This window comes from Parasaccharibacter sp. TMW 2.1888 (assembly GCF_023167265.1).
Classification (GTDB): Bacteria; Pseudomonadota; Alphaproteobacteria; order Acetobacterales; family Acetobacteraceae; genus Bombella; species Bombella apis.
Genome location: NZ_CP030979.1, coordinates 572,093 through 598,368 on the forward strand (window position 1 = coordinate 572,093; position 26,276 = coordinate 598,368).

Genomic DNA, 26,276 nt, shown 5'->3' on the forward strand with positions numbered 1-26,276 from the left:
AACCGGGCAGGCCCTACCCTGACCTGCCCCCCTCACCCTACAGACCATCACAGGAGTGCCACCCATGAGCATGAATGTCAGCCAATATGGCGCCGCCGGTGCAAACCTGATCCTCAACACAGGCATCAGACAGATTGAATCCGAGCAGACAGACATTGCGTGGCAGACCTCACAGGGGACGACATCGTCCAGCATTTCCGGGTTGGGCAGTGACCGGCAGACCATCCTGTCCCTCAGCCCGAAACTGGCCGAGCTGACGGGCTATCAGAGCAACCTGTCTTCGGTACAGAACCGCCTCTCTCTCAGCTCCACAGCCCTCAAGCAGGTCACTGATCTGGCACAGTCCCTCAACTCCCAACTGCTGAGCATGCTCTCCTCTGAGGGCGGAGAAAAAGCATCCACCACAACCGCAGCTGACAGCGCCCGGACAGGGCTGGGCAGCTTGGGAACGATCCTCAACACATCCGATGGCAGCAGCTTCATCTTTGCTGGACAGAACACATCCACAGCGCCCGTCACCTCCCCCTCAACACTGAATGACAGCACGCTGGCCCATACCATCTCCCAGATCGTTTCCGGCCTGAAGGACGGCAACAGCGGGACAGTCTTCAGCCAGGCCACCGCCGCCAGTGCGGACAACAGTGCCAGCATGAGCGTCTTCTCTCAGGCTCTGTCACAACCTGCCGAACAGGCAGGGGCTCTTCAGGCTTCCGCCATCATCGGGCCGGACGGCTCCACCGTCCAGACCGGCCCGGTCGCCACACAGGGCGGGCAGGCCAGCAGCACGTCCACCGGCTCCCCCATCCGGGACCTCATGCGGGACATGATGATCATGACGTCCATGAAGGGAATGGACACGACCACACCCGGCTTCACCAATCTCGTCCGCCAGCTGCATACCTCACTGGGAACAACAGCCAACCAGCTCATCGACATGAACACCAGCGTCGGCGTGACGCAGAACACCCTGACACGCCAGCAGGGCATCTATTCCAGCCTTCAGCTGATGGTGAAAGAACAGCTCTCCAACGGCCTGAACGTCAATCTGGCCGAGGTGGCCACACGCTCCTCGGACCTCAGCCTCCAGCTGAAGGCCTCCTTCTCGCTCATCGCCGACATGAAGAACATGTCTCTGGCGGACTATCTCTGACCGTACCTTCCAGCACGATACCAGCCTGATAACGGGCCGTCTTCCACCGGGAGGCGGCCCGTTCTTTATCCCAGCCTGTACGGAACGCCCCTCCATTTATGGAAAATAAGGCAAGCTTTGCGCAGGATCCTTCTACCGCTGCGCCATGATGAAACCCTAGAAAAAGACTGTAACGCCAGACCAGACGAGGCGTTGAACCGCATCAAGGTCACTATGGAGACAGTCATGCAACATACTGGAAAAACAGACATATCCCATGACATCCTTCTGTCCGCCTACCGGCGCATGAAGACGATCCGTACGTTCGAGAACCGTCTGCATGAGGACTTCAAGGCTGGCATCGTCCCGGGCTTCACCCATCTCTATGCGGGACAGGAATCGGTGGCCGTCGGCATTTGCAGCCATCTGACCGATCAGGACCAGATCGCCAGCACCCATCGTGGCCACGGCCACTGCATCGCCAAAGGTGTCGATGTCATGGCCATGATGAAGGAAATTCACGGGCGGCAGGGCGGCATCTGCAAGGGCAAGGGCGGCTCCATGCACATTGCCGACCTGAGCAAGGGCATGCTGGGGGCCAATGGCATCCTTGGGGCCGGAGCTCCGCTGGCCTGTGGTGCCGCCCTCGCCGACAGGCTGGAGGGCAAGGGCCATGTTGCCGTCGTCTTCGGTGGTGATGGCGGCGTGAATGAAGGCGCCGTGCTGGAGAGCATGAATCTGGCCAGCGTCTGGAAGCTGCCCCTGATGTTCGTCGTGGAGAACAACGGTTATGCCCAGTCCACACCACAGCACAGGACAACCTCCGTCAGCAGCTATGAGGACCGGGCCAGAGGCTTCGGCATGCCTGCCGTCACGGTGGACGGGCTGGATTTCTTCGCCGTCTACCGTGCTGCCGGGGAGCTTATCGCCAGAATGCGGGCCGGAGGCGGACCTGTTCTTCTGGAATGCCGAACCGTCCGTTTTTACGGCCATTTTGAGGGAGACACCCAGCGTTACCGCCCTGCCGGAGACGTGAAGAACGCCTGGGAGGAACGGGACTGCCTGCGCCGCTTCGCCCAGACATCAGGCCTCAGCCCGGCAGAACTGGAAGCAGTGGACCGGGACGTGGAGCAGCTGGTCGATGCTTCCGTTCAGGAAGCCCTCAAGGCCCCGCACCCTGCCCTGAATGAACTCCATGACGGCGTGTACGTCTCCTACTGAACCCATCATCTGAAGGAAAATCTGTCATGACCAGACATGTCTCGCTGAAATCAGCCATCAACGAAGCTCTGGATCAGGAAATGGCCAGAGACCCGAAACTGCTCATCTTCGGGCAGGACACCGCCGGTGGTGTCGATGCTGGGGGAGAAACGGATACATGGGGTGGCGTGCTTGGTGTCACCAGGGGGCTCTATACCCGCTATGGTGACCGGGTGATTGATGCGCCCCCCACCGAGATGGCCTATGTCGGGGCTGCCGTCGGGGCCGCCCTCTCCGGCTTCCCCGTCGTGGCGGAAGTCCCGTTCATCGACTTCATGGGCGTCTGCTTCGACCAGCTGCTGAACCAGGCTGCCAAGATGCGCTACATGTTCGGCGGCACGGCCGAAATCCCGCTTGTCGTCCGCACGATGGTCGGGGCAGGCATCAATGGTGCAGCACAGCACTCCCAGATGCTGACGGCCATGTTCACCCACATTCCGGGCCTGAAGGTCGTCTGCCCCAGCACGCCGCATGATGCCAAGGGGCTGATGATCGAGGCCATCCGGGACCGGGGCCCCGTGATCTTCTGCGAGCCGAAATATCTCTATGAGACGACCGGCCCCGTTGCCGAGGCTCCTTACGCCATTCCCTTCGGGCAGGCCCATCTCGCCAGGGAAGGACATGACGTCTCCATCGTCACCTACGGGCCCATGGTCCCCCGGGCACTGGAGGCCGCCACCCGGCTGGCGGAAACGGGAATCGAAGCCGATGTCATCGACCTGCGGACTCTCTCCCCGCTGGACATTGCCACGGTCCTGAAGTCCGTACAGAAAACAGGTCGGCTTGTAGCGGCTGATGAGGCCCATCCCCGCTGCAACATGGCCACCGACATCGTGGCGCAGGTCACCGGGCAGTGCTTCACCAGCCTGAAAGCCGCCCCGCAGATGGTCAGTGCCCCACACACGCCCGTGCCCTTCTCGCCCGTGCTGGAGAAAGCCTACATCCCCGGTGCGGAGCAGATCATGGCCGCCGTGACCCGGATCATGGCATGAACAGGCATGGGAACAGTCAAAAGCAAGGAGTCCTCAGAAATGACTACCAGACACCATGTCTCACAGGCCACCATCACCTGTGAGGCCGCCAACAGCCTCGTGCAGGCTGTCCTCAAAGAAGGAGCTGCACAGAAGATTCCCGTTTCTGTCGCCATCATGGATGCAGGCGGGCATCTCCAGGCCTTTGCCCGCCATGATGGAACAGCCTTCCTGACGGTCGAGATCGCCATCGACAAAGCATGGACGGCCTGCTCCTTCGGTCAGCCGACCCATGTCTGGAACCAGCTCGTGCAGAACCCCCACATGGCCCCCCTCGCCAGCAGACCCCACCTTGTGGCCGTAGGCGGTGGATGCCCCATTTTTGCCGGGGGGCAGCTGATCGGCGGCATTGGCGTCTCCGGCGGTACCTACGAGCAGGACCGGGACCTGGCTGAAAAGGCCCTGAACAGTCTGGGATTCGAGGTCGCCTGAAAACCACTTCCGTCCCTGCCAGACAGGCCATCTCTCCAACCGGAGGGATGGCCTGTCTGCCTGTTGCACGGCCAGGACAGCCCAAACCATCACAACGGCCTCTTTTCTCCCTCATGCATATTGGTTAATAAATAACTTACAAACTTTCTTTAAGAAAGTCAGAATGTTCATGGACGTACAATCACTTTCAGCGGATCGGACGGCCCTTTCATGAAGGCCCACCTCACTGTTGCGACGGGCCTGGATGAAAACAACCTCATTCCTGCTCTGGTCACCATACAGTCCACCATCAGCAATGCGCAGGACAAGTCCCGCCTGTCTTTTGCCCTCTTCCATACGGGACTCGATGACCATGTGAAACAGCTGGTAAAAGGGCTGCTCAACTCGTATGGCGTCGCTTTCTCCCTCATCAACATGCCCGGCATCCTTTCCGGCTTCACCTACAAAGACACCATCTGCACCCACCGTCTTTATCCCCTGCTCATTCCCCAATATTTCACATCACGAAATTTCGTACTCAGCATCGGGGCAGGTTCACTCATCCGGGGGGACATTCTGTCCCTTCTGTCCGATTTCCCTACCGGAGCAAAGATCGGGGCTGTCCGCTGCATGTATCATGCCCTCATGGACCAGCCCGACTCCGGGCCTGTCAGGTCAGAGCGCCATTTCAGCCGCAACCTGCTTCTCTTCAACCGGCAGGCCATCTCCCCGGAGGAGGGGCAGGCCTGCATCCAGCTGCTGGACGAAGAATGGCCGGGACGGGACGAAACCATCCTTAACTACCTCTTCCGCCACGCACTGCACCTGTTCCCGCAGTCATGGAATCTCCAGATGCCGCTCTTCCAGCAGCCGGATGAGGCCTTCATCCCTTCCATACGGACAGCCATTACCTCCGCCCGCAACAACATGAACCTCGGCCAGTTCGCCAGCCATCTCGACCCTGATGACATGACAGCAGCCCTGGAGCAGACCAACATCCACGCCCGGGATTACAGAAAGATCGCAGCCTCCCTCATGCGTCAGATACAGGACAGGATGCCACCTCTCCTCTTCGACCCCATATGGACCGCCTTGCAGAACATTACATGATCCCTGCCACTGTCCGACCCATCCCCTGACGCACGCAAGTTGTCCCACATCATGCAGACCATTCCCATCGTCATGTCGCTGAATCAGGCGTATGTCGTCCCCGCCATCGCCACGATACGGTCCGTTCTCAACTCGATATCCGACAGGAACCGCATAGAATTCGTCATCTTCCACAAGGAGCTCTCACCAGCTGCCATCAGGATCATGACCACTCTGGTGAACGATTCGGGGGGACGGATCACCTTCATCAACGTGCAGGAGCATTTTGCAGGCCATAACCTGAAAAAAGAAGAAATGTACCATGCACTGCTCATACCGGGACTGATGGCAGGGCATGATTTTGTCTTTTTCCTTGATGCCGACATGATCGTGACGGGCGATCTGCTGTCTCTCATCCACGCCATGCCCGCAGACAAGAAAATAGGGGCTGTCCGCTGCTTCTTCCGCAACACCATCCTGCCTCCCAACGTACCCCGCCCCCTGCATGATCAGACACTCAGGACTGGCCTGAAGGACACAAGCCGGTATTTCAATGCCGGTCTCATGCTCTTCAACATGAAAGCCATAAGACCAGAGGATGGCAGACGCTGCCTCCAGCTCATCTCCCGCAGGTGGAAGGGCCATGCCGAAAGCATCCTCAATGTCGTTTTCCATGATTCCGTGCAGTTTTTTTCAGTCCGCTGGAATTACGCCATGACGCACATCGCCAAGGATGTTGTCCCCTTCCAGCCGGAGATACGGAAAGATGTCGAAGAGAGCAGACTGGACATCCAGGTCCAGCATTTCCTTTTCCTCTCCAAGCCGTGGCTACCCAAGGCCGAGCACGCCCTCTTCCTGAAGGAAGGAGACTGCCCGGAATTCAGATACCATGTGCAGAATTACAAAAACGCTCTGGCTGCCGTCATGAAGGATATTTCTCATGTGGCACCCCGCCTTCTGTGCGGGGCCTCATGGGAGATGACGGAACGCCATCTGGACCCCGAGGAGAAAGCCCTTCTGGCATAAAAAAAACGCCACCGTAAAAATACGGTGGCGTCTGGCACATGGTCGCCCGAAGGCTCCGGCCCAACAACAGGGCCGGATACTTCCCCTTACTGGAACAGGGACAGAATGTTCTGGGACTGACCGTTGGCGATGGAGAGGGACTTGATGCCCAGGGACTGCTTGGTCTGCAGGGATGTCAGCTTGGCAGACTCGGCAGACATGTCAGCATCCGTCAGAGCGCCGGAAGCAGCTGTCAGGGAGTCGGAAGACTTCTGACCATAGGAGCTCATGGAGTCGATGGTCTGCTGGTTGGAACCGAGATCAGACGTGACGTTCGTCATGGCAACGATGGCCTTCTGAACACGCCCGATCATGTCGGCAACAGCCTTCTTCGGATCGCTGGAGCTGTCAGCCAGGGAAGCACCCGTGGCGCTGGCGTTCAGGAAGACGTTGGAGGTCGGGTCAGAACCGGCCACACCATTCGTTGTCAGGCCCAGAACGTCGGTCAGGGTCGCACCCTTGGCACCTGTCGTGGCGGAAACGAGGGAGCCATAGCCGGTCAGTGTCTGTGTATCACCCTGGAGACCCGTAACGAAGGTCAGGCTGCTGGCCGTGATGCCCAGACCATCGGCTGTACCACCTGTCGTACCACCGGCCAGCAGGTTGATCCCCTTGGTCGTGGCGTTACGGGCGATGGTGTCAATGCTCTTCATGTAACCTGTCAGCTCCTTGTCGAGCTGGCCGAGGGAAGAAGAGTTGCCCAGGTTGTTACCGACAGTGGTCACAGCGTTCTGGACGTTCTGAAGGATGTTGATGATGCTGTTGGCAGCAGAGTTTGTGGAGCTGACAATCTGGGAAGCGTAGCTCAGGCCATCATTGACAGCGCTCTGGCCGGCAATGTCACCACCGATCTGGGAGGAAATGCCAAAAGCAGCCGGATTGTCGGAAGCATTGGCGACCTTCTTGCCGGTGGAGACGGCATTTTCCGTCTTGGCCAGATCGCCCTGTGTGGTGTTCAGTGTTTCCAGAGCAACCATGGAAGACTGGTTGGTATTGATGGAAAGACTCATGGTCTTCTCTCCTTGCACATCTGTATAGAAACCAACGAACTCATCGTTGACAGATGGATAGAAACACAGAACCCTTACATGTTTCTTACAGAGGACATTTCAAAATGACAGGCATGGGAAAATGCCTGCCTTAACCATCGGCCTCATTCTGCCTCATATAAGGCCTTGGGCTACGCAGGCGGCCCGGAACCGGCATGACAATCTCATCGGAGAAATGCGGGGCAGAATCGCCTTCAGCCGGGGCAGGCCCGGCGGCGGCCCTGCTCTGTTCCAGCGCCTTTTTCTGCATTTCCAGCTGTTCTTCCAGCTGTTGCAGCATGGCCTGTGCCGACTCCACGGCCTGGTTCAACCCGGCTTCCTGCTTTTCCGACCGCTCCAGAACACCAGAAAGCGAATCGGCAGTCTCCTGCGTCATCTTCTGCTGGTCCATCAGGTCCTCTTCAGCATTGCGGGCACGCTCCAGCAGGACAGACAGGCGCCTGTCCCCCTGGGTGACCTCATGCCGGACCCGCTCGAACATATGGTTCATCTGTTCTGTCGAAGCATCAAGCGTGGCCACCATCTCATTCAGTGCCGTATAGGAATCCCGGATGACCCCAAGCCGCCGGACAATGAGACGGGAGCTGACAATCCCGGCTATCAGGACGACCATCAGAAGAATCTCGATGATGAGCTGGCTATTTTTCAGAAGCATGATGTCCCCTCTGCTCTGCTGACTGCTGATCCACCGAAGCAGAACCAAGAGACGCCAGCAGTTCCGGCGTCAGATCTTCCTCCAGCGGGATGAGGCGCTGGTCTATCCGAACAGCCTGCATCCGATGCAGCCGCCCCAGCGTGCCCTCAAAAATTGGCGTTCCGTCACATTCCATCCGCACACGATGCGGCGCTTCGCCCTTGCTGGGCAGATGGAGGACACTACCTTCCTTCAGCTCCAGAATCTGGGAAAGCGGGAAAGACGCCGTCTCAAACACGGTGGAAACGGTCACGCTCGTTTCCATGATTTCGGAAATGAGATGATTCTCCCATATGGAGTCATTGCCGAAATTGTCCCCCATGAACTGCTGAGAGAGTTTCTCTCTTACCGGTTCCAGCGTGGCATAGGGAATGACGATATCCATGTCCCCGCTCCTGTCGCCCATATCAATATGGAAGCGGGCCGCAATGGCCGCATTGGAGGGCCGGGCAATCACCGCCAGGCTGGAGCTGATCTCCAGCCGCTCGAAAGAGAGATCCACCTTGCCCACTGGCGCAAAAGCCTCGGAGAGATCCGCCAGCGTAATGACAATCAACTTCTCTATGAGGGCTCTCTCCAGAGCAGTGTGGGGCCGATTCTCTATGATCTTGGGTCCACCACCGCGCTCTCCGCCCATCAGAATGTCCACGATGGAATAGGACAGCGACGAATCCACAACAACCAGACCATAATTGCGCCACTGCTCTGCCCGGAAGACGGAAAACAGGGAGGAAGACGGCACTTCTCCCATATAGTCCCCAAAACGCAGGGACCGCATGTTCTCCATGGTGATGTCGACATTGTCGTTGGTAAAACCACGCAGGGTTGAAGAAAGGAAACGCACCAGCCGGTCAAACACGTTCTCCAGCATGGGCATACGCTCATAGGCCACAAAACCGGCCTTGATGATGCGCTCCATCCCGCTCTCTTCCCGCATGGCAGAACCGGAAAATGCATTGCCGAGCATGGCATCAATGGCAGACTGGTCCAGCGCATGGCCATCATCCCCCCCATGCGCAGCGACCCCGGAGGAGGATGTTCCTTCCTCTTCCGGGGCTTCAGTCCGTGCAGCATTGTCTTCTGTATCCGGGCCGGGCTGTTCCGCTCCCTGCCCTTCTGTCAGGTCAGGCTGGTCAGCCTGTGCCTGCTCCTCTTCATCCGCCATTGGGTCCAAATCCACCTTACTGGGTTAGAAGTTCCGTAATGTAAATGTTCGTGACATTCAGCGGGGCAAACGCCACACGCAGGCGCCTCAGCAGGGCCTCACGCAGGCGATAGAAGCCACTGCCATGCAGGTCCTGCGGGCGGCTTTCGTGCAGATAGGTCTGGAAAATGTCCTGCACCTCGGGAATACGCCCCTGAAGAGCTGCCAGTGTTTCAGCTCCCTCCACCTCGACACTGGCTGTCATCTTTACATAGACCGTCCGCCCGGCCCCGTTATCCAGATTGGCCGTGGCAGAGGGAACCGACAGAAGGAGGCGATGTGAGCCCGCCTCCCCGCCTTCCGCTGCGGCAACCTTGGGGGCAGGCTTCCCGCCACCGCCGAATGGTGGAAGATGGGCCTGCCAGGCACCCACGCCCCCACCTATCAGCAGCAGAGGCACGGCAGCCATGATGGCCATTTTCTTCCTGGACATGCCCTTCCTGCCATCAGCCGAAGCGGCTGCACCATCACCTCCGGCGTCTGGACTGGTCTCATCACTCATGACGCTGCGCTCCGTTATCAGTCCTGATGAACCGGCTGTCTGGCGGCTTTCTCCACAGTGCGACGGCTTTCCGCCTCGCCTGCCATGGCTGTCACACCCAGACCCGCCGATACGGGCATGCTGGCCTCACGGATGGCCTGCTGGACAGGGTTGCACTCATCCTCGGCACGGGCACCCAGCGGCAGGAAGGCTTCCTCATTCAGCCGATACCCCATGCCCCAGCTCGTGATGAAGGGCTTCTGGATACCTCTTGCCCGCAGCTTCTGACGGATGCGGCAGACCATGACATCGATGGTCTTGCTGATGGGCTTCTCCCGCCCGGCATACAGGGTGGACAGGATGGCGGCCTTGTTCAGCAGGCTACCCCGACGACGCACCATGAGGGACATGATGTCATATTCACCCTGTGTCAGCGGCAGGAGGTCATCATCCACCAGCACCTCACGGGTGTCTTCCTTCACCGTCAGACGGCCGACCGTGATGATCTGGCTGGTCACGCCATGATCCATGACACGCCGGACAATCGCCTTCAGCCGGGCCAGCAGTTCTACCGGCCCTACCGTGATGGGCACGCAGTCATCAGCACCAGCGGCAAGGGCCTCGGCCACGTTGTGGGCTGTCAGATTCCGGGCAATGACCAGAATCGGCAGGCTGAAGCGGTTGTTGCGAATCGTTCTGATCAGAAGCGGATCCGGGTTGGTCTGCTGGATGACGGCCACATCGGACTGATCATTGCGCAGGGCACTCAGCACGCCTTCCCTGCCAGAAATGCGCAGAAAGATTCCTCCTTCAGAAACCGCTTCAGAAAGAGTGGAGCAAGGCCGTCCGTCCATATTCTTTGGACTATCACCAACGCAGATCAACCTCATGGAAGTTTTCCTTTTCTTCATCGTTTCGTACTCCTTATTATCAAGACATAATGCTAACGCGACATTAAAATATCCTTCCATCTTTTAAATGCAATCAAAATATTCCTTTAAATTCGTTAAAATGCTGCCACAAAGCCCATGAGATTATGGCAATTCAATGGCCTTTTACAAAGCACTAAAGGCCATTTTCCCCCCTTGACACCAGCGGTTCCGATTAATGAACTGGACATCTTCACAACCCTCATGAAAGTCCCCCAATGACCCACATCCACCTCATCAACGGGGCGAAACCTTTTGCCCACTCTGCCGGAAAACTGAACCAGACCCTCCAGAATCTTGCCGCAACCTGCCTTCAGGAACACGGTTTGTCCGTCAGCCAGACCGTCATTGATGAAGGCTATGATGTCGAAAGCGAGATCCGGGCGATCCAGAAAGCGGACATCGTCATCTACCAGTTTCCGGGATGGTGGATGGGCACGCCGTGGCCTCTGAAAAAATATATGGATGAGGTTTTCACACAGGCACATGGCCTTTTTTACAGCAATGATGGCCGCAGCCGGCACGATCCCTCAAAGCGTTATGGCTCTGGTGGCCTGCTACAGGGCAAACGCTTCATGGTATCCACCACGTGGAATGCCCCACTTGAAGCCTTCGAAGACAGGGACCAGTTCTTCGGCGGCGGTGGCATTGATGCCGTGCTTTTCCCGTTCTATCGGGCCCATGCCTTTCTCGGCATGGACCGCCTGCCCACCTTTCTGGCAACGGATGTCATGAAGAACCCGGATGTCCCAGCCATGGAGGCTGCCTACCGGCGGCATATCGAGCAGGTCATCATCATGGCCTGACCGGCTCCACGGGTCAGGAACAACCGGCACAGAGAAAGACTGCACCATGCCACAGGACCGACTCGCCGCCCTCCAGGCGGCTGTCAGCCGCCACTGCCCGGAAAAAGTCACCCATACGGCTTTCGACTTCCTGACCCTCTATCGCACCGGGACCGTGACCGATCCCGTTCTGGTCGTTTACGAACCCCGCATCTACATCGTCGTGCAGGGGCAGAAAATCCTTCACCTCCATGACCAGCCCCTGCCCTATGGAGAAGGCGAGTATCTGATCTCCACACTGGACCTGCCCGTTTCCGGCCAGATCACCAGGGCCTCGGCGGAAAGACCCTATCTGGCCCTGTGCATCAGCTTCTCCTCCACGGAGATGGAGCAGCTCCTCCGGGAGAGCCAGTCCGCCCTCAGCCGTCAGGCCCGGAAACTGGCCCTCCGAAAGGAGAACAGCTCCCCCATATCCGCCATGGGAATGAGCCGGATCACCGACGACCTGCTGGATGCCCTGCTGCGCCTGGTCGGGCTGCTCGCCCGGAATAGCGACCAGAAATTTCTGGCGCAGCTCTACAAGAAGGAGCTCCTCTATCTCTTTCTTCATGGCCAACAAGGCCATGTCCTTCAGGAAACGGCCCACCTCCAGAGTGACCTCTCCCGCATCAACAAGGCCATCATCCATCTGCGCCACCATTTTCAGGAACGGTTCGAGATCGGCACGCTGGTGAAGATCGCCGGGATGGGCCAGTCCAGCTTCTACAAACGCTTCGGAGAGCTGACAGGCATGACGCCCGTCCAGTACCGCACGAAGCTGCGCCTGCAGGAAGCACGCCGCCTCATGGTGCATGAAGAGATGAGCGCTGCCAGCGCAGGCTTTCAGGTAGGATATGACAGTCCCTCCCAGTTCAGCCGTGAGTACAGGAAAACCTTCGGCCGCCCGCCCCAGGCCGACCTCCAGCACATCCGCCGCATGGGCGTGGATGCCTATACGGCCCAGCATGAAGATGTGTGGTTCTGAAGCAGACCTGCCATCCCTCCTGAAAGATTTAACATAAGGTTAACGTTCCATAGGCTCGCAGCTGGCCCGTTCAATCGCCGCTCTTCAGGGAAGGATGATCCCATGCGCACCATTGGCTTTGCCTGCACCTCTGCCGAGGCCCCTCTCGCCCCCCTCCATTTTGACCGCCGCAATCCCCGCCCCAATGACGTGGTGATGGAGGTCCTCTATTGCGGGGTCTGTCACTCCGACCTGCACTGGGTGCGCAATGACTGGGGCCATACGCCCTATCCGGCCATTCCCGGCCACGAGATCATCGGCCGCGTGCTGGAGGTCGGCCCGGAGGTGACCCGCCACAAGGCCGGGGACATCGTTGCCGTCGGCTGCATGGTGGACAGCTGCATGACATGTGACCAGTGCCGCAAAGGTGAGGAACAGTATTGCCGGGAGGGCAGGAAATATCCCATCGGCATGAATGGGGTCTATGGTGGCATTGATGCCGTGGACGGAACTCCCAACATGGGCGGCTATTCCAGGCACCTCGTCGCCCGGCAGGAATTCGTCCTGAAAGTGCCAGCAGGGCTGGATGCCTCCAGGGCGGCACCGCTGCTCTGTGCTGGCATCACCACATGGTCCCCCCTGCGGACATGGCATGCCGGGCCCGGATCACGGGTTGCCGTCATCGGCCTTGGCGGGCTGGGCCAGATGGCCGTGAAGCTGGCTTCCGCACTCGGGGCGGAAGTCACCGTCCTTTCACGCAGCGGGAAGAAAAAACAGGAAGCCCTCGCCCTGGGGGCAGACAGCTTCCTCGCCTCTGGCGATGAAAAGGCCATGCAGGAAGCGGCCAGCCGTTTTGACCTCATCATCGACACCATACCGGTGGAGCATGACATCAACCCCTACCTGTCCCTGCTGGATGTGGACGGCACGATCTCCCTTGTCGGGCAGGTCGGCCCCATACCGGCACTCTCAACCCTGCCGCTGGTCTATGGCCGCCGCAACATCACCAGCTCGCTCGCCGGGGGCATCCGTGAAACGCAGGAGCTTCTGGACTTCTGTGCCCGCAAAAACATCCTGCCCGACACGAAGACCATCGCCATGCAGGACATCAACGAGGCCTTCCGCCAGCTGGAACAGGGCGACACGCACTACCGCTTCGTGATCGACATGACCACACTGAAGACCGACTGACCGACCAGCCCCGTCACTCCCCGGCCAACACCTCCCGCAGATATGGCCCTGTCCGGCTTTCAGGGTTCCTGGCCACCTCCTCCGGCGGGCCGGAGGCAATGATCCTGCCGCCCTTTTCCCCGCTGCCGGGGCCAATGTCGATCACCCAGTCACTCGCCGCCGCCACACGCATGTTATGTTCGGTCACAACCACGCTATGCCCCTGCTCCACCAATGTCTGGAGCTGGCCCAGCAGCCTGTCCGTATCAGAAGGATGCAGGCCGGTCGTGGGTTCATCCAGAACATACAGCATGAGGGCGGGCCGCCGCTTCTGCAGTTCCGTTGCCAGCTTGAGCCGCTGCGCCTCACCGCCGGACAGTTCCGGTGCAGGCTGGCCAAGACGGAGATAGCCAAGGCCGGACTGCTCCAGCGTTTCCAGCCCACGGGCCAGTGCCCCTTCTCCAGCAAAGAAGGTACAGGCCTCCTCCACGGTCATGGCCAGAACGTCGGCGATGTTCTTCTCCCGCAGCGTGATGGCCAGCACCTCATCCCTGTAGCGTGCCCCGTGACAGACCGGACAGGGAGCCTCCACACCGGGCATGAAGAGCAGACCGACCGAGACCGTCCCCAACCCCTCGCAATGCGGGCACCGCCCCTTGGCCACATTGAAGCTGAAGCAGCTTTCATCCAGCTTCGCCCTGCGGGCGGCTTCCGTTACGGCGAAGAGCCTGCGTATCTGGTCAAAAATGCCCGTATAGGTCGCCAGATTGGAGCGTGACGTCCGCCCGATGGGCTTCTGCGTGATGATGGCCAGACGCCGGACATGCTCCAGCCCTGCCACGATACGCCCTTCCGGCTGGGCCTCCACGGCCTCGTCCGCCAGTGGCGTGGTGTCGTCACCATCCTGCGGTTCGTCCGCTTCCTCGACCTTCTGGCCCAGCGCACGCCCCAGAAGGCTCACCAGAGCCTGACTGACCAGACTGGACTTGCCAGAACCGGAAACACCCGTCACGCTCACCAGAACACCCAGTGGCAGCTTCAGGGACAGGTCCTTCATGTTCCGCCATGTGATGCCCTCAAGCTGGAGCCACCGCTCCACCTGTCGGCCGGGACCACGCTCCAGAGGCGGCGGGGCAAAGAGATAAGGCCTTGTGCGGGAGGCCTCCACCTGCCGCAGGCCATCCGGCGGGCCACTGTAAAGAACCTGCCCGCCATGGCTGCCCGCACCGGGGCCGATATCCACCAGCCAGTCCGCCCGCCGCATGACGACAGGATCATGCTCCACGACCAGCAGGGAGTTTCCGGCCCGAGGCAAACGGGCCAGCACGTTCAGCAGGGCCTCGATATCCGCCGGATGCAGTCCGGCGGCGGGTTCATCCAGCACGTAGGCCACGCCGAACAGGGCGGAATGGACCTGTGTCCCCAGCCGCAGACGCTGATATTCGCCGGGGGAAAGACTGTCCACGGTCCGGTCCGTCTGAAGATAGCCCAGCCCCAGCTCCAGCAGTATCTCCAGCCGCCGGAGCAGGGCCGTGCCGATTTCCTCAATCACACGCCCCTGCGCATCATCCCGCCGCTCTCCTGCCAGCTGGTCTTTCAGCACGGCATGAAGCCGTTCCAGCGGCAGGTGGAACAGGGCCGCAATATCCTGCCCCGCAAACGTCACGGCCAATGCTTCAGGCTTCAGACGGGCACCGTGACAGACCGGGCAGCGTGTCGCCTGCATGAAGGTCGCCGCACGGGCACGCATCTTCGCACTCTTGGAACCATGAAAACTCTGCATCACATGGCGGCGTGCGCTGGCAAAGGTGCCCTGATAGGTCGCCGGCTCCCCCCGCTTCATGGCCGCCTGACTCTCGGCATAGTTCAGACCCCGGTAGATCGGTTCTGTCGGGGTTTCATCCGTGTACAGAATCCAGTCCCGTGTTTCCCTGGGCAGGTCCTGCCACGGCGTGTCCAGATCGACCCCACGCATCATGAGGATGTCCCGCAGGTTCTGCCCCTGCCACGCACCGGGCCATGCGGCCACGGCCTTTTCCCGCAGGGTCAGCGTCGGGTCGGGCACCATCTTTTCTTCCACGACGTCATAGAGCCATCCCGTACCCTGACAGCGTGGACAGGCCCCCTGCGGCGTATTGGCGGAGAAATCGTCACTCTCCAGCATGGGCGCACCGGCTGGATACGTCCCTGCCCGGGAATAGAGCATACGCAGCAGATTGGAGAGGGTCGTCACGCTGCCCACGGATGACCGGCTGCTCGTGCCCGCCTGCTGCTGAAGGGCGATGACAGGCGGCAGCCCTGCGATGCTGCGGATTTTCGGTGGAGGCAGCTGATGGAACAGCCGCCGTGCATAGGGAGCGACCGTCTCCAGATACCGCCGCTGCGCCTCGGCATAGAGCGTCCCGAACGCCAGGGACGACTTGCCCGACCCGGACACACCGGTAAACACCACCAGACAGCCCCGTGGAACCTCCAGCGAGACATCCTTCAGGTTATGCTCCTGTGCACCTTCCACACGGATCATGTCCGCTGATTTCCAGTCGTGAGAAGGCTGATTATCCGATGACACCATGGCCGTGCGCTCCTTCTGACCAGCTCCAGACATAACAATCGGAGCTGGTCGCTATCATGAAAAAAATACTAACATGACCATACGCAGCAAAATAGTTGGGGCCAACACACCCCTCTACCGGACTTTTTGAAACAGGCAGCAGCATAACAGATCATGAACCAGATAACAGATAAAGCTGAATTACCCGATGATAAATGCCTTGTTCTTGGAGGAGATCTGACAGAAGCTGTCTGGACAAGCAATGGCCAGCCCATTCTTCTGGAAGACCTGCCCATAACGGACCAGCTCCGCACCAGACTAGACAAATGGATACGCCTTACCGATGATTTTGAATATTACCTGCCCAAAAAAGACCGCACCCCTTTTGACCTGAAAGGTTTTGCAGCTACCGGTCTAACCATTGCCAAAGACCTGAAAGGTGAACTCCCAGACTGGACCATACTCTATTGCGATGAATGGCTCTGGCAGAACCGGGATGATCTTTTTCTGGCGGACGATGACTGCCGCTATGAAGTAACAAAAGATACCCCAGCACAACCCCGCACACCACGCAAAGCCCCCGGCAGAAAGGGGTCGATCCATAGCTCTGAGCACCAAATAAACCGAGAGTTGCAAACTCCCAGAAGGGAATAATTTTTTGGGGCCTCGAAAAAGAAAAGCCGCCCTGTTTCTGGGGCGGCACTGCGCTTTTTCTGATTACCTGTGGTGGAGGGGGTTGGATTCGAACCAACGTAGGCGTACGCCAGCGGATTTACAGTCCGCCCCCTTTAGCCACTCGGGCACCCCTCCGAACTCAGGATGTGCGTGTGATAATATGCATTTACTGCTATGTCAATGCGAGCCAGAAAGATTATACAAAGACTTATGGCTAGAAAATCATCCTCCCGCCGTGTGGCCCTGCCCGAGGCGCAGAATCTCTCCCGCAACCGCTCCCGCCGCAGCACGACCCGGCACGGTGCCCCCGCCACGGGCAAGGGCTACTGGATCTACGGCCAGCACGCCGTGGAGGCCGCCCTGCTCAACCCTGCACGGGTCATCTACAACCTTCTGGCGACAAAGGAAGCCGCCGACTCCCTGCCCGAGACGGCCCATCAGCCCCGCATCGTCAGCCGGGAAGAGCTGGATGCCCTCTGCGGGAAAGACGCCGTGCATCAGGGCGTCTGCCTGAATGTCGAACCACTGGAAAATCCCGCCATCGTGGATGTCATCGACCGCCCCGGCCCCATTCTGGTGCTGGACCAGGTCACGGACCCCCGCAACATCGGGGCCATCCTGCGCTCGGCCGCCGCCTTCGGGGCCGCTGCCCTTCTGGTGCAGGACCGCCATACACCTGATGAAACCGGCACCATGGCCAAAGCGGCCTCCGGCGGGCTGGATGTCGTGCCCATCATCCGGGAGACCAACATTTCCCGTGCCCTACAGGGCCTTCAAAAAGCCGGGTTCTGGGTCGTGGGGCTGGATGCAGGCGGCACAAGGCTGGACCGCAACCAGCTCGGCGACCGTCGTGTGGCTCTGGTTCTGGGGGCCGAAGGGGCCGGTCTGCGCCGCCTGACACGGGAAACCTGCGATGAGATCGCCTCCATCCACATGTCCGGCCCGATGGAGAGCCTGAACGTCTCCAACGCCTCCGCCGTTGCCCTGTACGAGCTGACCCGCCCGCTGGACTGATCCCAGACACAAAAACGGGGTGGGACCGGATAACCCGGTCACCACCCCGCTCTCAAGCGATACTATCGGCCATCACTTGGCGAACGGATAGTCCGTATAGCCCTTGGCTCCAATCGGGCCATACCATGTCGCCATGTCATCATCCTGAAGTGGCAGATCGTCCTTCAGGCGGCGCACGAGGTCCGGGTTGGCAATGTAGGCACGACCAAAGCTGATGGCGTCAGCCCTGCCATCCGCCACGGCCTTCAGGGCCTCATCCCGTGTATATTCCTGATTCAGCACCAGTGGACGGGTAAAGACCTTGCGGATTTCCGGTGACAGTTTCGGCTGCTCCGTGGCCCCGCCGAACGTGAAGGTGCTGGACGGGTTGGCCTCACGGAGTTCCAGCCAGGCCACGCCCAGATCATTCAGCATCTTTGCCGCCGGGATGAAGACGGCCTCCGGGTTGCTGTCAATCGTGCCCTGCACTTCCCCGTTCGGGGAGAGGCGAACGCCGACATGCTCGGCCCCAACTTCCTTGATGACGGCTTCCGTCACCTCACGCAGCAGACGCAGACGGTTCTCAACAGACCCGCCATAGGCGTCCGTCCGGTGATTGGTGCCATCCCTCAGGAACTCGTCCAGCAGATAGCCATTGGCAGAATGAATCTGCACGCCATCGAACCCGGCCTTCATCGCATTGCGGGCAGCCCTGGCGTAATCCTCGATGATGCCCGGAATCTCGTCCAGACGCAGCGCACGGGCTTCCTCATAAGGGGCCTTGCCCTCATAAGTATGGATGTGTCCGGGTGCCGTGGAAGGAGACGGTGCCACCGGCTGCTCCCCGGTCGTGGAGGAATGGGCCATCCGCCCCATGTGCCAGAGCTGGCAGACAATCCTGCCACCCTTCTCATGCACGGCATCGGTGACAGTCTTCCAGCCCTTCACCTGCTCCTCATTCCAGATGCCCGTGGCATAGGCCCAGCCAAGCCCCTGACGGGAAATGCCCACCGCCTCGGAGATGATCAAACCGGCACTGGCCCGCTGGCCATAATATTCCGCCATGATGGGGGTCGGGACGGCATCCTTGCCTGCCCTTGCCCGTGTGAGCGGTGCCATGACGACACGGTTGGCCGCCTTGATGGCTCCGAAGGAAATGGGATCGAAAAGTGTTGGCATGGTGTTTTCTCCTGAAAAACATGACCAGACAGATGACGGGGACACATGGTGTCACCGCCCGTTCTTCTCAAACGCTAACACTTCCCTTTTGTTCTATCAACATAGAACAATGAAACCTTGACAAACAGCCCCCCGACTCCCGATACACGATCTCATGGCTGCGCTGTATCATCACCCCGCCCCGGAAGACATCACCCTCCTGCCCCTTCTGCGGGCCGTGGCGGACCCTGTCCGTCTGGGCATCATCTGCCACCTGCACGGCCTGAAGGAAGCCAACTGCACGACCCTTCTGCGTGGCAGGCCAAAATCAAGCATGTCGCACCATTTTCAGGTCCTGCGGGAGGCCGGCATCCTGCATACCCGTGTGGAAGGGGTCCAGCACCGCAACACGCTTCGTCTTGACGTGCTGGAGGACCGCTTCCCCGGCCTGATGGCCTCCATCCTGCGGGAATGTCCGACAGAGTTTCCAGAAAAAGACTGACCCTCCAACGAGGGCCGTCCCCATCAATGAGCGGCAGGCCCCGTCAGGTCCAATTCCGCCACAAGGCGGGCCTGCTCCGGCTGCCAGAGCAGGATGCGGGCATCGCCCTGCCCTGTCTTGAGCGTGACGGCCAGAAGGCCATCAGGGCGGGCCGTGACGGCCATGACCTGCTCATCCGGCTGCCTGGGCAGTTTCAGCAGGGCAGGCCCTGCCGCTGCCCGTGAAAGCTCGGAAGCCGCCGGAGCGGGTGAAGCCGAAGAGTGGTTCATCATCCGATGAATGATGATTCCCACCAGCAGGACCGTCCCCAGAATGATCATCACCCCCATGATGATGACAGCCGCCACCAGAGCCCTGGGCGTGCGTGGCGGGTTCGACTCGCTGTTTTGTCCCGGCTCGACTAGATTGGGGGCCATGTCCGACTCACTCATCTCCGATTCTCTCCCTGCGGATGCGCCCGCTCTCTTCTCATTCACCATCACGCCCGAGCAGACAGGGCAGCGGGCCGACCGTATGCTGGCAGACGCCATCGGTACCCTCTCCCGCTCCCGTGTCAAAGCCCTGATTGAGACGGGCCACCTTACCTGCAACGGCACGCCCCGGCGAGACCCCGCCTTCGCCCTGCGAGAGGGAATGACGCTGGAGCTGCGCCTGCCCCCGCCAGAACCGGCCCGCCCGCAGGCCGAAAGCATCCCGCTGGACATCCTCTTTGAGGACAGGGACCTCATCGTACTGGACAAACCAGCCGGGCTGGTCGTCCACCCCGCCCCCGGCAATGAAACAGGCACACTCGTCAATGCCCTTCTTGGCCATTGCGGGCCGGACTTTGAAGGGATTGGCGGGGAAAAACGCCCCGGCATCGTCCATCGGCTGGACAAGGACACATCCGGCGTGATGGTCGTTGCAAAAACCCCCCTCGCCCATGAAGCCCTGTCCGAAGCCTTTGCGACCCGTACGATGGAACGGGCCTATCTCGCCCTGGCGTGGGGTCTCCTTCCGCCTTCAGGCGAGTTTGAAGGGGCGATCGGACGGGATAAGCGGGACCGCAAGCGCATGGCCGTCGTCCCTAATGGCGGCAAACACGCCCTGACACGCTTCACGACGAAAGAAACTTTTCATGCGGGGGTATCGCTCGTGGAGTGCCGACTGGCCACGGGACGGACGCATCAGATCCGTGTCCACCTGTCCCATAATGGCCACCCCCTGCTGGGCGACCCGGTCTATCTGCGTCGTGTCCCGGCAGCGGCCCGCAAACTGCCCGTGAACGTGCGCCATCAGGCTCTCGACTTCCCCCGTCAGGCCCTTCATGCCGCCACTCTGGGTTTTACCCACCCACGAACAAAGGAAGAACTGCTTTTTTCCGCCCCTCTCCCTGATGATCTCCAGACCCTGATTGAAGCTCTCTCGGAAGGGTGAACCACCTGACTTTTTATTAAGTTTGACTCTCGGCAGGAATCAATTAAAGAATAATAGGACGAAAAAAGTCCTATAAAGAATGGACATGTCTCTATTGCCTTATTTGCGATGGAGATACGGCCTGACCGGCGTTAAGATGCAGGCGCTGGTCTCATCGTTCCTGTAAGGGATAGGCTGGTATGATCTGCCCGCCTCTTCCCCAGTCGGGTGCAAGGAGTCGAAGTCGCATGAAGTCTCCCTCAACTCTTCCCGCCATCGGCCCGGAGACCAACCTGTCCCGTTATCTTCAGGAAATCCGGCGGTTCCCCCTTCTCACCTCCGAGCAGGAACTCGCTCTTGCCCGCCGCTGGCGTGACAAACACGACAGCACGGCGGCTCATGAACTGGTAACATCCCACCTGCGCCTTGTTGCCAAGATTGCCATGAGTTACCGGGGCTATGGTCTGCCTGTCAGCGAACTGATCAGCGAGGGCAATATCGGCATGATGCAGGCTGTCCGCCGTTTTGACCCGGAGCGAGGCTTCCGGCTGGCGACCTATGCCATGTGGTGGATCAGGGCAGCCATTCAGGAGTACATCCTGCACAGTTGGTCTCTGGTGAAAATGGGCACGACCGCTGCCCAGAAGAAGCTCTTCTTCAACCTCCGCCGCCTGAAAGGGCAGATGCAGGCTTATGAGGAAGGCGACCTGCAGCCAGAGCAGATTGATCATATTGCCAAAACACTGGGCGTGCCGGAGCAGGATGTCATCTCCATGAACCGCCGCCTTACGGCACCTGACCACAGCCTGAACGCCCCGCTCCGTGCAGATGGCGAGCAGGAATGGCAGGACTGGCTTGTGGACCAGAACGAGAATCAGGAAGATACACTGGCCGAAAGCGAGGACATGAGCGGGCGCAAGGCTCTGCTTGCCGAAGCCATGCAGACGCTCAATGACCGTGAGCGCCACATTCTGACAGAACGCCGCCTGAAGGAAGACCCCTCCACGCTGGAAGAACTCTCCCATCATTACGGTGTCTCCCGTGAGCGCATCCGTCAGATTGAAGCCCGTGCCATGGAAAAATTGCAGAAAGCCATGGCCTCCGCCGTCAAGGAACGCCGCAGGGAACAGGGCTTCTCCGAAGAAGAGGTGGCCGAAAAAGTCAAAGCCTGATCCCCACCTCCTCCTTCAGAACTGCACTGAACAGAACGCAGCGGGGCCATACCCTGGCTGCGTTTTTTCATGCAACAGGAAGAAACAGTAGACACAAAAAAGGCGGCGTCCCGAAGGACACCGCCTCTTCCGTAAAACCAGCGAAACCGATCTTACTTGGCGCGCAGCACCTCAACACCCGGAAGGGTCTTACCCTCCAGCCATTCGAGGAAGGCACCGCCAGCCGTGGAGACATAGCTCATACGGTCAGCCACGCCAGCGTGACGCAGGGCAGAAACGGTGTCACCACCGCCAGCCACTGTCAGCAGCTTGCCTTCTTCGGTCAGCTTGGCAGCGGCACGGGCCACTTCCACGGTTGCCTTGTCGAAAGGCTCGATCTCGAAAGCACCCAGCGGACCGTTCCAGACAAGAGTCTTCAGGTCAGCAAGATGTTTGGAGATCAGCTCGGCTGTCTTCGGGCCAGCATCAAGGATCATGGTGTCTTCCGGCACCTTGTCCACCGGCACAACCTCGGAGGCTGCACCTGCCTTGAACTCACGGGCCACGACGGCATCCACCGGCAGGACCAGCTTGCAGCCTTTTTCCTTGGCGCGGGCGGCAATCTTGCGAGCCGTCTCATGCATGTCGGATTCCTGGAGGGACTTGCCAACCTTCACGCCTTCAGCAGCGAGGAAGGTGTTGGCCATGGCCCCACCAATGAACAGAACATCCACCTTGTCCAGCACGTTGCCGATCAGGTCCAGCTTCGTGGAAATCTTGGACCCGCCAATCACGGCGCCGACAGGGCGCTTCGGACTTTCCAGCGCAGCGGAAAGAGCCTTCAGCTCAGCTTCCATCAGGCGACCAGCATAGGCCGGCAGCAGATGGGCCACGCCCTCTGTGGAAGCATGAGCACGATGGGCAGCAGAGAAAGCATCATCCACATAGATGTCCCCGTTGGCAGCCAGTGCCTTGGAGAATTCGGGATCGTTCTTCTCTTCCTCAGCGTGGAAACGTGTATTCTCCAGCAGGAGAACCCCGCCATCCTTCAGCGCATCCACAGCCTCTTTGGCCTTGGGGCCCACGCAGTCCGCAGCGAAGGCGACCGGGCGGCCAAGCAGCTCACCCAGACGTTTGCCAACCGGTGCCAGCGACATCTCGGGAACGACCTTGCCCTTGGGCCGGTCGAAGTGGCTGAGAAGGATGACCTTGGCCCCCTTCTCAGTCAGCTCACGGATGGTCGGCAGCACACGCTCGATACGGGTCGTATCGGTAATGGCACCCTCATGCATGGGGACATTCAGGTCAGCGCGGAGAAGTACGCGTTTGCCACGTACCTCCGCCTTATCAAGCGTGCGAAAAGCCATGATCAGAGTTTCCCGAACAGAGATGCCGTGTCGGACATACGGTTGGAGAAGCCCCACTCATTGTCGTACCAGGCACAGATACGGACCAGCTCACCACCATCAACCAGCGCTGTCTGCGTGGCATCAAAGGTGGAGGAGAACGGAACGTGGTTGAAGTCGTGGCTCACCAGCGGCTCCGTGTTGTAGCCGAGGATGCCCTTCAGGCGGCCTTCGGAAGCCTCACGGATGGCCTCGTTGACTTCCTCGACGGAGGACGGCTTGCGCTTCGGCACGAAGTCCAGGGAGACGAGGGAGACGTTCGGCGTCGGCACGCGGATGGCCGTGCCGTCCAGCTTGCCCTTGAGGTGCGGCAGAACCAGACCAACGGCACGGGCAGCACCCGTGGATGTCGGAATGATGTTGACCGCAGCGGCACGGGCACGACGGGGATCCTTGTGCAGCGTGTCGATGGTGCGCTGGTCACCTGTGTAGGAGTGGACGGTCACCATGTAACCACGCTCGATGCCGAACTTTTCATCCAGCACGGAAGCAACCGGGGAGAGACAGTTCGTCGTGCAGGAAGCGTTGGAGACAATCTGCATGCCCGGCTTCAGGGCGTCGTTGTTCACGCCGTACACGATCGTGGCGTCGGCATCCTTGCCCGGAGCAGAAACCAGCACATGCTTGGCACCGGCCTTCAGCAGGGCAGAAGCCTTGTCACGGGCCGTGAAGAGGCCTGTGCATTCCATGGCCACATCAACACCCTGGAGCGGAATCTCTTCCGGGTTGCGCTGGGCTGTCACCTTGATCGGACCGATGGTGCGGCCCTGGTGGGTCTTGATGAGCAGATCACCATTGACGACCTCGACCTCAGCCGGCAGACGACCATGAACGGTATCGTACTTCAGAAGGTGAGCGTTGGCCTCCACGGAGCCGAGATCGTTGATCAGAACCGGCTCGACGTCAGTGCGCCCGCTTTCGATGATGCCACGAAGAACCAGACGCCCGATACGTCCGAACCCGTTGATTGCAATTTTAACGGCCATTGGTCGCTTCCTCCGTAATTGGTAGCTAAAGGACTCCTTATCCATAGCACCACTGCCAGAGAGCAACAGAGGGAAAATGAAGTTTTTGAAGCAGCCCTGCTTCCCTCTTGCGTCATGCCCGGCTTCCTGTAACCTGTTGTTTTATGATGGCTCTCTCTGTCCCCCGCTCTCTTCTGCGATTCCGCTCCACTGCCCTGCTTCTGCTGACGGCGTCCCTCTGCGGCTGCAATCCCATCGATCAACGCACGTTCGATGCGCAGGCTGGCAGGCCTCCCAGAACGGCCACCCCGGCCCTGCCTGCTCCCGCCCCGGAAAAACCGGCCTTTCTCCAGATTGCTGGCGGCACACCAGAACGGGATTACGGGCCAGCGGTGGAGAAAGCCACCAAACTTGCACTGGGCCGCAAGAGCAACATCCTGTTCATCATCCAGGGCATGGCTCCCATGCAGCAGACGCCTGAGGCCGAGAGGCAGTCCCTCCAGCAGCTGACAGAGACGCTCGTCAACCCGGTCGCCAGCCATGTTCTGGCAGCCGGTGCCCGCCCCATCCAGCTGGAGATGAAAGTCGGCTCCAGCCCGACCGTCCAGAACAACATGGTCCGTATTTATGTCCGATAGGCACCCCCGTCTCACATGTGCCGTCCTTCTCAAGCAGGCAGACCATACCCTGCCGGGGTGGCTGGCATGGCACCTGGCCCTCGGGATTGAGCATATCGCCATCATTGATGCTGGCGCTTTTGATAATGTGCGGCAGATTGTCCAGAGTCTCCAGCAGGACTGGCCCCTCTCATGGCACCCGGTGGAGCTCCGGGAAGAGCTGAGCCCGGAAGGACGGCGCCTTGAGCTGACCCGGCAGGCCATCACCCACCTCCGGCAGATCACCCAGAACATGCCTCGGGACGTCCAGGAGGAAGCGGAGGGCGACACCATTCCCGTAGAGGACTGGATCATCATTCTGGATGCGGATGAATATCTGTCTCCTACCCGCGAACTGGCACGCCTGTTCCCCCCATCCACGGATGAAATCGCTGCCATGGCCATACATTGGCGGATTTATGGCAGCGCCGGGCATGTTCAGCCTCCTCCGGGGCATGTGGTGGCCAACCATCTCTGGCACGCCATGCCCTCTTTTGCCGATCACCGGTTCGTCCGGCTCATGGCCCGGCTGGACCAGCTGCCCACCCCAGCCAGACTGACCGATGCGCATATGCTGGGCCTGCTGCCAGAGCAGATCATCCGGGCAGATGGAGAGCCCTACCAGCCCGACAGGGAAACCCTTCCAGAAAAACCCTGGGCCGGTGGCTGCATCCAGCATTACATCTGCGCACTGGCCCATGGTGAGGACGAACTGCCTCCACCCATGCGGGCCCACTACAACCGCAACGAGCAGGTCACCCCTCCACAGGAACGTGACCTCCGGGCCATGCGCGTGCTCTCCAACCGGATGCGGGAAAGCGCACTGAAGGCGGGGCTCTCCCGTTTGCAGAAGCTCGTGGAGCCGCAGCTTGAAGAAGCACGTCTGCATTATCAGGAAGATGCCACAGCACTGGGCATCCGGGACCTTGTGCAGCACGGAACCTTCCAGTACGAGCGGATACGCCCCTCCACCCAGAGTGGCCTGCTGCTGAACAACCAATTTTCAGCCCGCTATGAAGCCGGACAGACCGTCCTTCTCCGCTTCCCTGAGGGCAGACTCCTGACGGGGGACCAGTCGGACCACCACGAACCACTCATCGGATTCTGGCTGAAAAGCACTCCGCATCTTCTCACTCTCCATGAGCAGGACAGGTCATCCTTCACACTTGGAGATGCACCCTGCCCGTTTGGCATGGCCAGCCTGCGCATCACCTTCAACACACAGAGGCAGGCCATCCACCTGCCACACGAAACAGGCCATGCCAACATGCCGCTGGAGCTGATACCGACCAGCACAGCGCCTGCCTGCCTCTTCACACCGCTACCCCCCGTTGATGAGCCGGAGGGCCTGAGCGTGCACGGGCTGCTCACATGGCTTGCCGGGCACCCCGGCCTTCCACCACATGACCTGGCACGGGCACTGCTTCTGCTATCTCCGGATTCTGCCCAACATTTGCACAATCTGGCTCCCATGCTGGGGGAATTTCTTCCATTACGGCCCCGGCCTGAATTCCTGCCCTGAGG

General features: G+C 59.8%; 26 protein-coding genes and 1 tRNA gene. 16 read left to right on the forward strand and 11 right to left on the reverse strand.

Annotated elements, in window-relative coordinates; all coding sequences use genetic code 11:
* The first annotated feature begins 64 nt into the window (after positions 1–64).
* The 6 genes from DTQ13_RS02665 to DTQ13_RS02690 all read left to right on the forward strand — a co-directional run bounded on the left by DTQ13_RS02665 (position 65) and on the right by DTQ13_RS02690 (position 5,946).
* Complete coding sequence (locus tag DTQ13_RS02665) at positions 65–1,150, forward strand: hypothetical protein (RefSeq protein ID WP_043558137.1); 1,086 nt, start codon at positions 65–67, stop codon at positions 1,148–1,150.
* A gap of 225 nt (positions 1,151–1,375) precedes the next feature.
* Positions 1,376–2,350: a thiamine pyrophosphate-dependent dehydrogenase E1 component subunit alpha gene (locus tag DTQ13_RS02670; protein ID WP_043558499.1), complete on the forward strand. Its 975-nt coding sequence runs from the start codon at positions 1,376–1,378 to the stop codon at positions 2,348–2,350.
* A 26-nt stretch (positions 2,351–2,376) separates the two neighbouring features.
* Positions 2,377–3,381, forward strand: coding sequence for an alpha-ketoacid dehydrogenase subunit beta (locus tag DTQ13_RS02675; RefSeq protein WP_043558134.1), 1,005 nt, complete (start codon positions 2,377–2,379; stop codon positions 3,379–3,381).
* Between the two features lie 39 nt (positions 3,382–3,420).
* Positions 3,421–3,852: a heme-binding protein gene (locus tag DTQ13_RS02680; RefSeq protein WP_043558496.1), complete on the forward strand. Its 432-nt coding sequence runs from the start codon at positions 3,421–3,423 to the stop codon at positions 3,850–3,852.
* Between the two features lie 210 nt (positions 3,853–4,062).
* The gene (locus tag DTQ13_RS02685; protein ID WP_043558131.1) at positions 4,063–4,941 is read left to right on the forward strand and encodes a glycosyltransferase; all 879 of its coding nucleotides are present in this window, start codon (positions 4,063–4,065) and stop codon (positions 4,939–4,941) included.
* A gap of 51 nt (positions 4,942–4,992) precedes the next feature.
* Positions 4,993–5,946: a glycosyltransferase gene (locus DTQ13_RS02690; protein WP_081562798.1), complete on the forward strand. Its 954-nt coding sequence runs from the start codon at positions 4,993–4,995 to the stop codon at positions 5,944–5,946.
* Positions 5,947–6,032: 86 nt separating this feature from the next.
* Here DTQ13_RS02690 and DTQ13_RS02695 read toward each other — a convergent pair whose 3' ends face one another.
* The 5 genes from DTQ13_RS02695 to DTQ13_RS02715 form a co-directional block, all read right to left on the reverse strand.
* Positions 6,033–6,995 carry a flagellin gene (locus tag DTQ13_RS02695; protein ID WP_192848408.1) on the reverse strand — a complete coding sequence of 321 codons (963 nt, stop codon included), beginning with the start codon at positions 6,993–6,995 and terminating at the stop codon, positions 6,033–6,035.
* Positions 6,996–7,125: 130 nt separating this feature from the next.
* Positions 7,126–7,689, reverse strand: coding sequence for a hypothetical protein (locus DTQ13_RS02700; protein ID WP_043558125.1), 564 nt, complete (start codon positions 7,687–7,689; stop codon positions 7,126–7,128).
* Complete coding sequence (gene fliM, locus DTQ13_RS02705) at positions 7,673–8,893, reverse strand: flagellar motor switch protein FliM (RefSeq protein WP_248461041.1); 1,221 nt, start codon at positions 8,891–8,893, stop codon at positions 7,673–7,675. Before fliM ends, DTQ13_RS02700 begins: the two co-directional genes overlap by 17 nt.
* 16 nt (positions 8,894–8,909) lie before the next feature.
* Positions 8,910–9,434: a flagellar basal body-associated FliL family protein gene (locus DTQ13_RS02710; protein WP_052348897.1), complete on the reverse strand. Its 525-nt coding sequence runs from the start codon at positions 9,432–9,434 to the stop codon at positions 8,910–8,912.
* Between the two features lie 17 nt (positions 9,435–9,451).
* Positions 9,452–10,303, reverse strand: a complete 852-nt coding sequence (locus tag DTQ13_RS02715) for a response regulator transcription factor (protein ID WP_166651581.1) — start codon at positions 10,301–10,303, stop codon at positions 9,452–9,454.
* A gap of 257 nt (positions 10,304–10,560) precedes the next feature.
* On the opposite strand from DTQ13_RS02715, the gene DTQ13_RS02720 reads away from it, so the two are divergent.
* The 3 genes from DTQ13_RS02720 (at position 10,561) to DTQ13_RS02730 (ending at position 13,321) form a co-directional block, all read left to right on the forward strand.
* Positions 10,561–11,148, forward strand: a complete 588-nt coding sequence (locus DTQ13_RS02720; RefSeq protein WP_043558122.1) for an NAD(P)H-dependent oxidoreductase — start codon at positions 10,561–10,563, stop codon at positions 11,146–11,148.
* 46 nt (positions 11,149–11,194) lie between these two features.
* Complete coding sequence (locus DTQ13_RS02725; RefSeq protein WP_248461042.1) at positions 11,195–12,151, forward strand: AraC family transcriptional regulator; 957 nt, start codon at positions 11,195–11,197, stop codon at positions 12,149–12,151.
* Between the two features lie 102 nt (positions 12,152–12,253).
* On the forward strand, positions 12,254–13,321 hold the full coding sequence (locus DTQ13_RS02730) for an NAD(P)-dependent alcohol dehydrogenase (RefSeq protein ID WP_248461043.1): 1,068 nt from the start codon (positions 12,254–12,256) through the stop codon (positions 13,319–13,321).
* A 13-nt stretch (positions 13,322–13,334) separates the two neighbouring features.
* Here DTQ13_RS02730 and DTQ13_RS02735 read toward each other — a convergent pair whose 3' ends face one another.
* Positions 13,335–15,872 (reverse strand): excinuclease ABC subunit UvrA, encoded by a 2,538-nt coding sequence (locus DTQ13_RS02735; protein WP_248461044.1) that lies wholly within the window; start codon positions 15,870–15,872, stop codon positions 13,335–13,337.
* Positions 15,873–16,025: 153 nt separating this feature from the next.
* On the opposite strand from DTQ13_RS02735, the gene DTQ13_RS02740 reads away from it, so the two are divergent.
* Positions 16,026–16,505: a hypothetical protein gene (locus DTQ13_RS02740; RefSeq protein ID WP_086442156.1), complete on the forward strand. Its 480-nt coding sequence runs from the start codon at positions 16,026–16,028 to the stop codon at positions 16,503–16,505.
* 70 nt (positions 16,506–16,575) lie between these two features.
* Here the strand turns inward: DTQ13_RS02740 and DTQ13_RS02745 are convergent.
* Positions 16,576–16,661, reverse strand: a tRNA-Tyr gene (locus DTQ13_RS02745).
* A gap of 75 nt (positions 16,662–16,736) precedes the next feature.
* Between DTQ13_RS02745 and rlmB the strand changes: the two genes are divergently transcribed.
* The gene (gene rlmB, locus DTQ13_RS02750) at positions 16,737–17,540 is read left to right on the forward strand and encodes a 23S rRNA (guanosine(2251)-2'-O)-methyltransferase RlmB (protein ID WP_248461045.1); all 804 of its coding nucleotides are present in this window, start codon (positions 16,737–16,739) and stop codon (positions 17,538–17,540) included.
* Positions 17,541–17,612: 72 nt separating this feature from the next.
* Here the strand turns inward: rlmB and DTQ13_RS02755 are convergent, their stop codons facing one another.
* Positions 17,613–18,698, reverse strand: a complete 1,086-nt coding sequence (locus DTQ13_RS02755; protein WP_248461046.1) for an alkene reductase — start codon at positions 18,696–18,698, stop codon at positions 17,613–17,615.
* A gap of 154 nt (positions 18,699–18,852) precedes the next feature.
* On the opposite strand from DTQ13_RS02755, the gene DTQ13_RS02760 reads away from it, so the two are divergent.
* Complete coding sequence (locus DTQ13_RS02760) at positions 18,853–19,179, forward strand: helix-turn-helix transcriptional regulator (RefSeq protein ID WP_081562807.1); 327 nt, start codon at positions 18,853–18,855, stop codon at positions 19,177–19,179.
* Between the two features lie 23 nt (positions 19,180–19,202).
* Here the strand turns inward: DTQ13_RS02760 and DTQ13_RS02765 are convergent, their stop codons facing one another.
* Positions 19,203–19,595 (reverse strand): DUF6476 family protein, encoded by a 393-nt coding sequence (locus DTQ13_RS02765; protein WP_248461047.1) that lies wholly within the window; start codon positions 19,593–19,595, stop codon positions 19,203–19,205.
* On the opposite strand from DTQ13_RS02765, the gene DTQ13_RS02770 reads away from it, so the two are divergent.
* Together DTQ13_RS02770 and rpoH are read left to right on the forward strand one after the other, a co-directional pair.
* Positions 19,594–20,595, forward strand: a complete 1,002-nt coding sequence (locus DTQ13_RS02770; protein WP_081562808.1) for an RluA family pseudouridine synthase — start codon at positions 19,594–19,596, stop codon at positions 20,593–20,595. The two genes, DTQ13_RS02765 and DTQ13_RS02770, sit on opposite strands and share 2 nt — an antisense overlap.
* A 227-nt stretch (positions 20,596–20,822) precedes the next feature.
* Positions 20,823–21,746 (forward strand): RNA polymerase sigma factor RpoH, encoded by a 924-nt coding sequence (gene rpoH / locus DTQ13_RS02775; RefSeq protein WP_043558106.1) that lies wholly within the window; start codon positions 20,823–20,825, stop codon positions 21,744–21,746.
* A gap of 152 nt (positions 21,747–21,898) precedes the next feature.
* Here the strand turns inward: rpoH and DTQ13_RS02780 are convergent, their stop codons facing one another.
* The gene (locus DTQ13_RS02780; RefSeq protein ID WP_043558103.1) at positions 21,899–23,092 is read right to left on the reverse strand and encodes a phosphoglycerate kinase; all 1,194 of its coding nucleotides are present in this window, start codon (positions 23,090–23,092) and stop codon (positions 21,899–21,901) included.
* A 2-nt stretch (positions 23,093–23,094) separates the two neighbouring features.
* On the reverse strand, positions 23,095–24,117 hold the full coding sequence (gap, locus tag DTQ13_RS02785) for a type I glyceraldehyde-3-phosphate dehydrogenase (RefSeq protein ID WP_043558101.1): 1,023 nt from the start codon (positions 24,115–24,117) through the stop codon (positions 23,095–23,097).
* Positions 24,118–24,260: 143 nt separating this feature from the next.
* Here gap and DTQ13_RS02790 point away from each other — a divergent pair, with 143 nt between their 5' ends.
* Positions 24,261–24,734: a hypothetical protein gene (locus DTQ13_RS02790; protein WP_081562809.1), complete on the forward strand. Its 474-nt coding sequence runs from the start codon at positions 24,261–24,263 to the stop codon at positions 24,732–24,734.
* The gene (locus DTQ13_RS02795) at positions 24,724–26,274 is read left to right on the forward strand and encodes a glycosyltransferase family 2 protein (protein WP_086431311.1); all 1,551 of its coding nucleotides are present in this window, start codon (positions 24,724–24,726) and stop codon (positions 26,272–26,274) included. Before DTQ13_RS02790 ends, DTQ13_RS02795 begins: the two co-directional genes overlap by 11 nt.
* The last annotated feature ends 2 nt before the right edge of the window (positions 26,275–26,276 follow it).

Bases quoted from the DNA above. Each gene is read 5' to 3' on its own strand.
- DTQ13_RS02755 (WP_248461046.1), bottom strand. From the start codon at position 18,698: ATGCCAACACTTTTCGATCCCATTTCCTTCGGAGCCATCAAGGCGGCC.
- DTQ13_RS02680 (WP_043558496.1), top strand. From the start codon at position 3,421: ATGACTACCAGACACCATGTCTCACAGGCCACCATCACCTGTGAGGCC.
- DTQ13_RS02780 (WP_043558103.1), bottom strand. From the start codon at position 23,092: ATGGCTTTTCGCACGCTTGATAAGGCGGAGGTACGTGGCAAACGCGTA.
- DTQ13_RS02665 (WP_043558137.1), top strand. From the start codon at position 65: ATGAGCATGAATGTCAGCCAATATGGCGCCGCCGGTGCAAACCTGATC.
- DTQ13_RS02690 (WP_081562798.1), top strand. From the start codon at position 4,993: ATGCAGACCATTCCCATCGTCATGTCGCTGAATCAGGCGTATGTCGTC.
- DTQ13_RS02670 (WP_043558499.1), top strand. From the start codon at position 1,376: ATGCAACATACTGGAAAAACAGACATATCCCATGACATCCTTCTGTCC.
- fliM (WP_248461041.1), bottom strand. From the start codon at position 8,893: ATGGCGGATGAAGAGGAGCAGGCACAGGCTGACCAGCCTGACCTGACA.
- DTQ13_RS02735 (WP_248461044.1), bottom strand. From the start codon at position 15,872: ATGGTGTCATCGGATAATCAGCCTTCTCACGACTGGAAATCAGCGGAC.
- DTQ13_RS02730 (WP_248461043.1), top strand. From the start codon at position 12,254: ATGCGCACCATTGGCTTTGCCTGCACCTCTGCCGAGGCCCCTCTCGCC.
- DTQ13_RS02720 (WP_043558122.1), top strand. From the start codon at position 10,561: ATGACCCACATCCACCTCATCAACGGGGCGAAACCTTTTGCCCACTCT.
- DTQ13_RS02740 (WP_086442156.1), top strand. From the start codon at position 16,026: ATGAACCAGATAACAGATAAAGCTGAATTACCCGATGATAAATGCCTT.
- DTQ13_RS02715 (WP_166651581.1), bottom strand. From the start codon at position 10,303: ATGAGGTTGATCTGCGTTGGTGATAGTCCAAAGAATATGGACGGACGG.
- DTQ13_RS02770 (WP_081562808.1), top strand. From the start codon at position 19,594: ATGTCCGACTCACTCATCTCCGATTCTCTCCCTGCGGATGCGCCCGCT.
- rpoH (WP_043558106.1), top strand. From the start codon at position 20,823: ATGAAGTCTCCCTCAACTCTTCCCGCCATCGGCCCGGAGACCAACCTG.
- DTQ13_RS02710 (WP_052348897.1), bottom strand. From the start codon at position 9,434: ATGAGTGATGAGACCAGTCCAGACGCCGGAGGTGATGGTGCAGCCGCT.
- DTQ13_RS02695 (WP_192848408.1), bottom strand. From the start codon at position 6,995: ATGAGTCTTTCCATCAATACCAACCAGTCTTCCATGGTTGCTCTGGAA.
- DTQ13_RS02790 (WP_081562809.1), top strand. From the start codon at position 24,261: ATGATGGCTCTCTCTGTCCCCCGCTCTCTTCTGCGATTCCGCTCCACT.
- DTQ13_RS02765 (WP_248461047.1), bottom strand. From the start codon at position 19,595: ATGGCCCCCAATCTAGTCGAGCCGGGACAAAACAGCGAGTCGAACCCG.
- DTQ13_RS02725 (WP_248461042.1), top strand. From the start codon at position 11,195: ATGCCACAGGACCGACTCGCCGCCCTCCAGGCGGCTGTCAGCCGCCAC.
- DTQ13_RS02675 (WP_043558134.1), top strand. From the start codon at position 2,377: ATGACCAGACATGTCTCGCTGAAATCAGCCATCAACGAAGCTCTGGAT.
- DTQ13_RS02760 (WP_081562807.1), top strand. From the start codon at position 18,853: ATGGCTGCGCTGTATCATCACCCCGCCCCGGAAGACATCACCCTCCTG.
- DTQ13_RS02685 (WP_043558131.1), top strand. From the start codon at position 4,063: ATGAAGGCCCACCTCACTGTTGCGACGGGCCTGGATGAAAACAACCTC.
- DTQ13_RS02700 (WP_043558125.1), bottom strand. From the start codon at position 7,689: ATGCTTCTGAAAAATAGCCAGCTCATCATCGAGATTCTTCTGATGGTC.
- DTQ13_RS02795 (WP_086431311.1), top strand. From the start codon at position 24,724: ATGTCCGATAGGCACCCCCGTCTCACATGTGCCGTCCTTCTCAAGCAG.
- rlmB (WP_248461045.1), top strand. From the start codon at position 16,737: ATGGCTAGAAAATCATCCTCCCGCCGTGTGGCCCTGCCCGAGGCGCAG.
- gap (WP_043558101.1), bottom strand. From the start codon at position 24,117: ATGGCCGTTAAAATTGCAATCAACGGGTTCGGACGTATCGGGCGTCTG.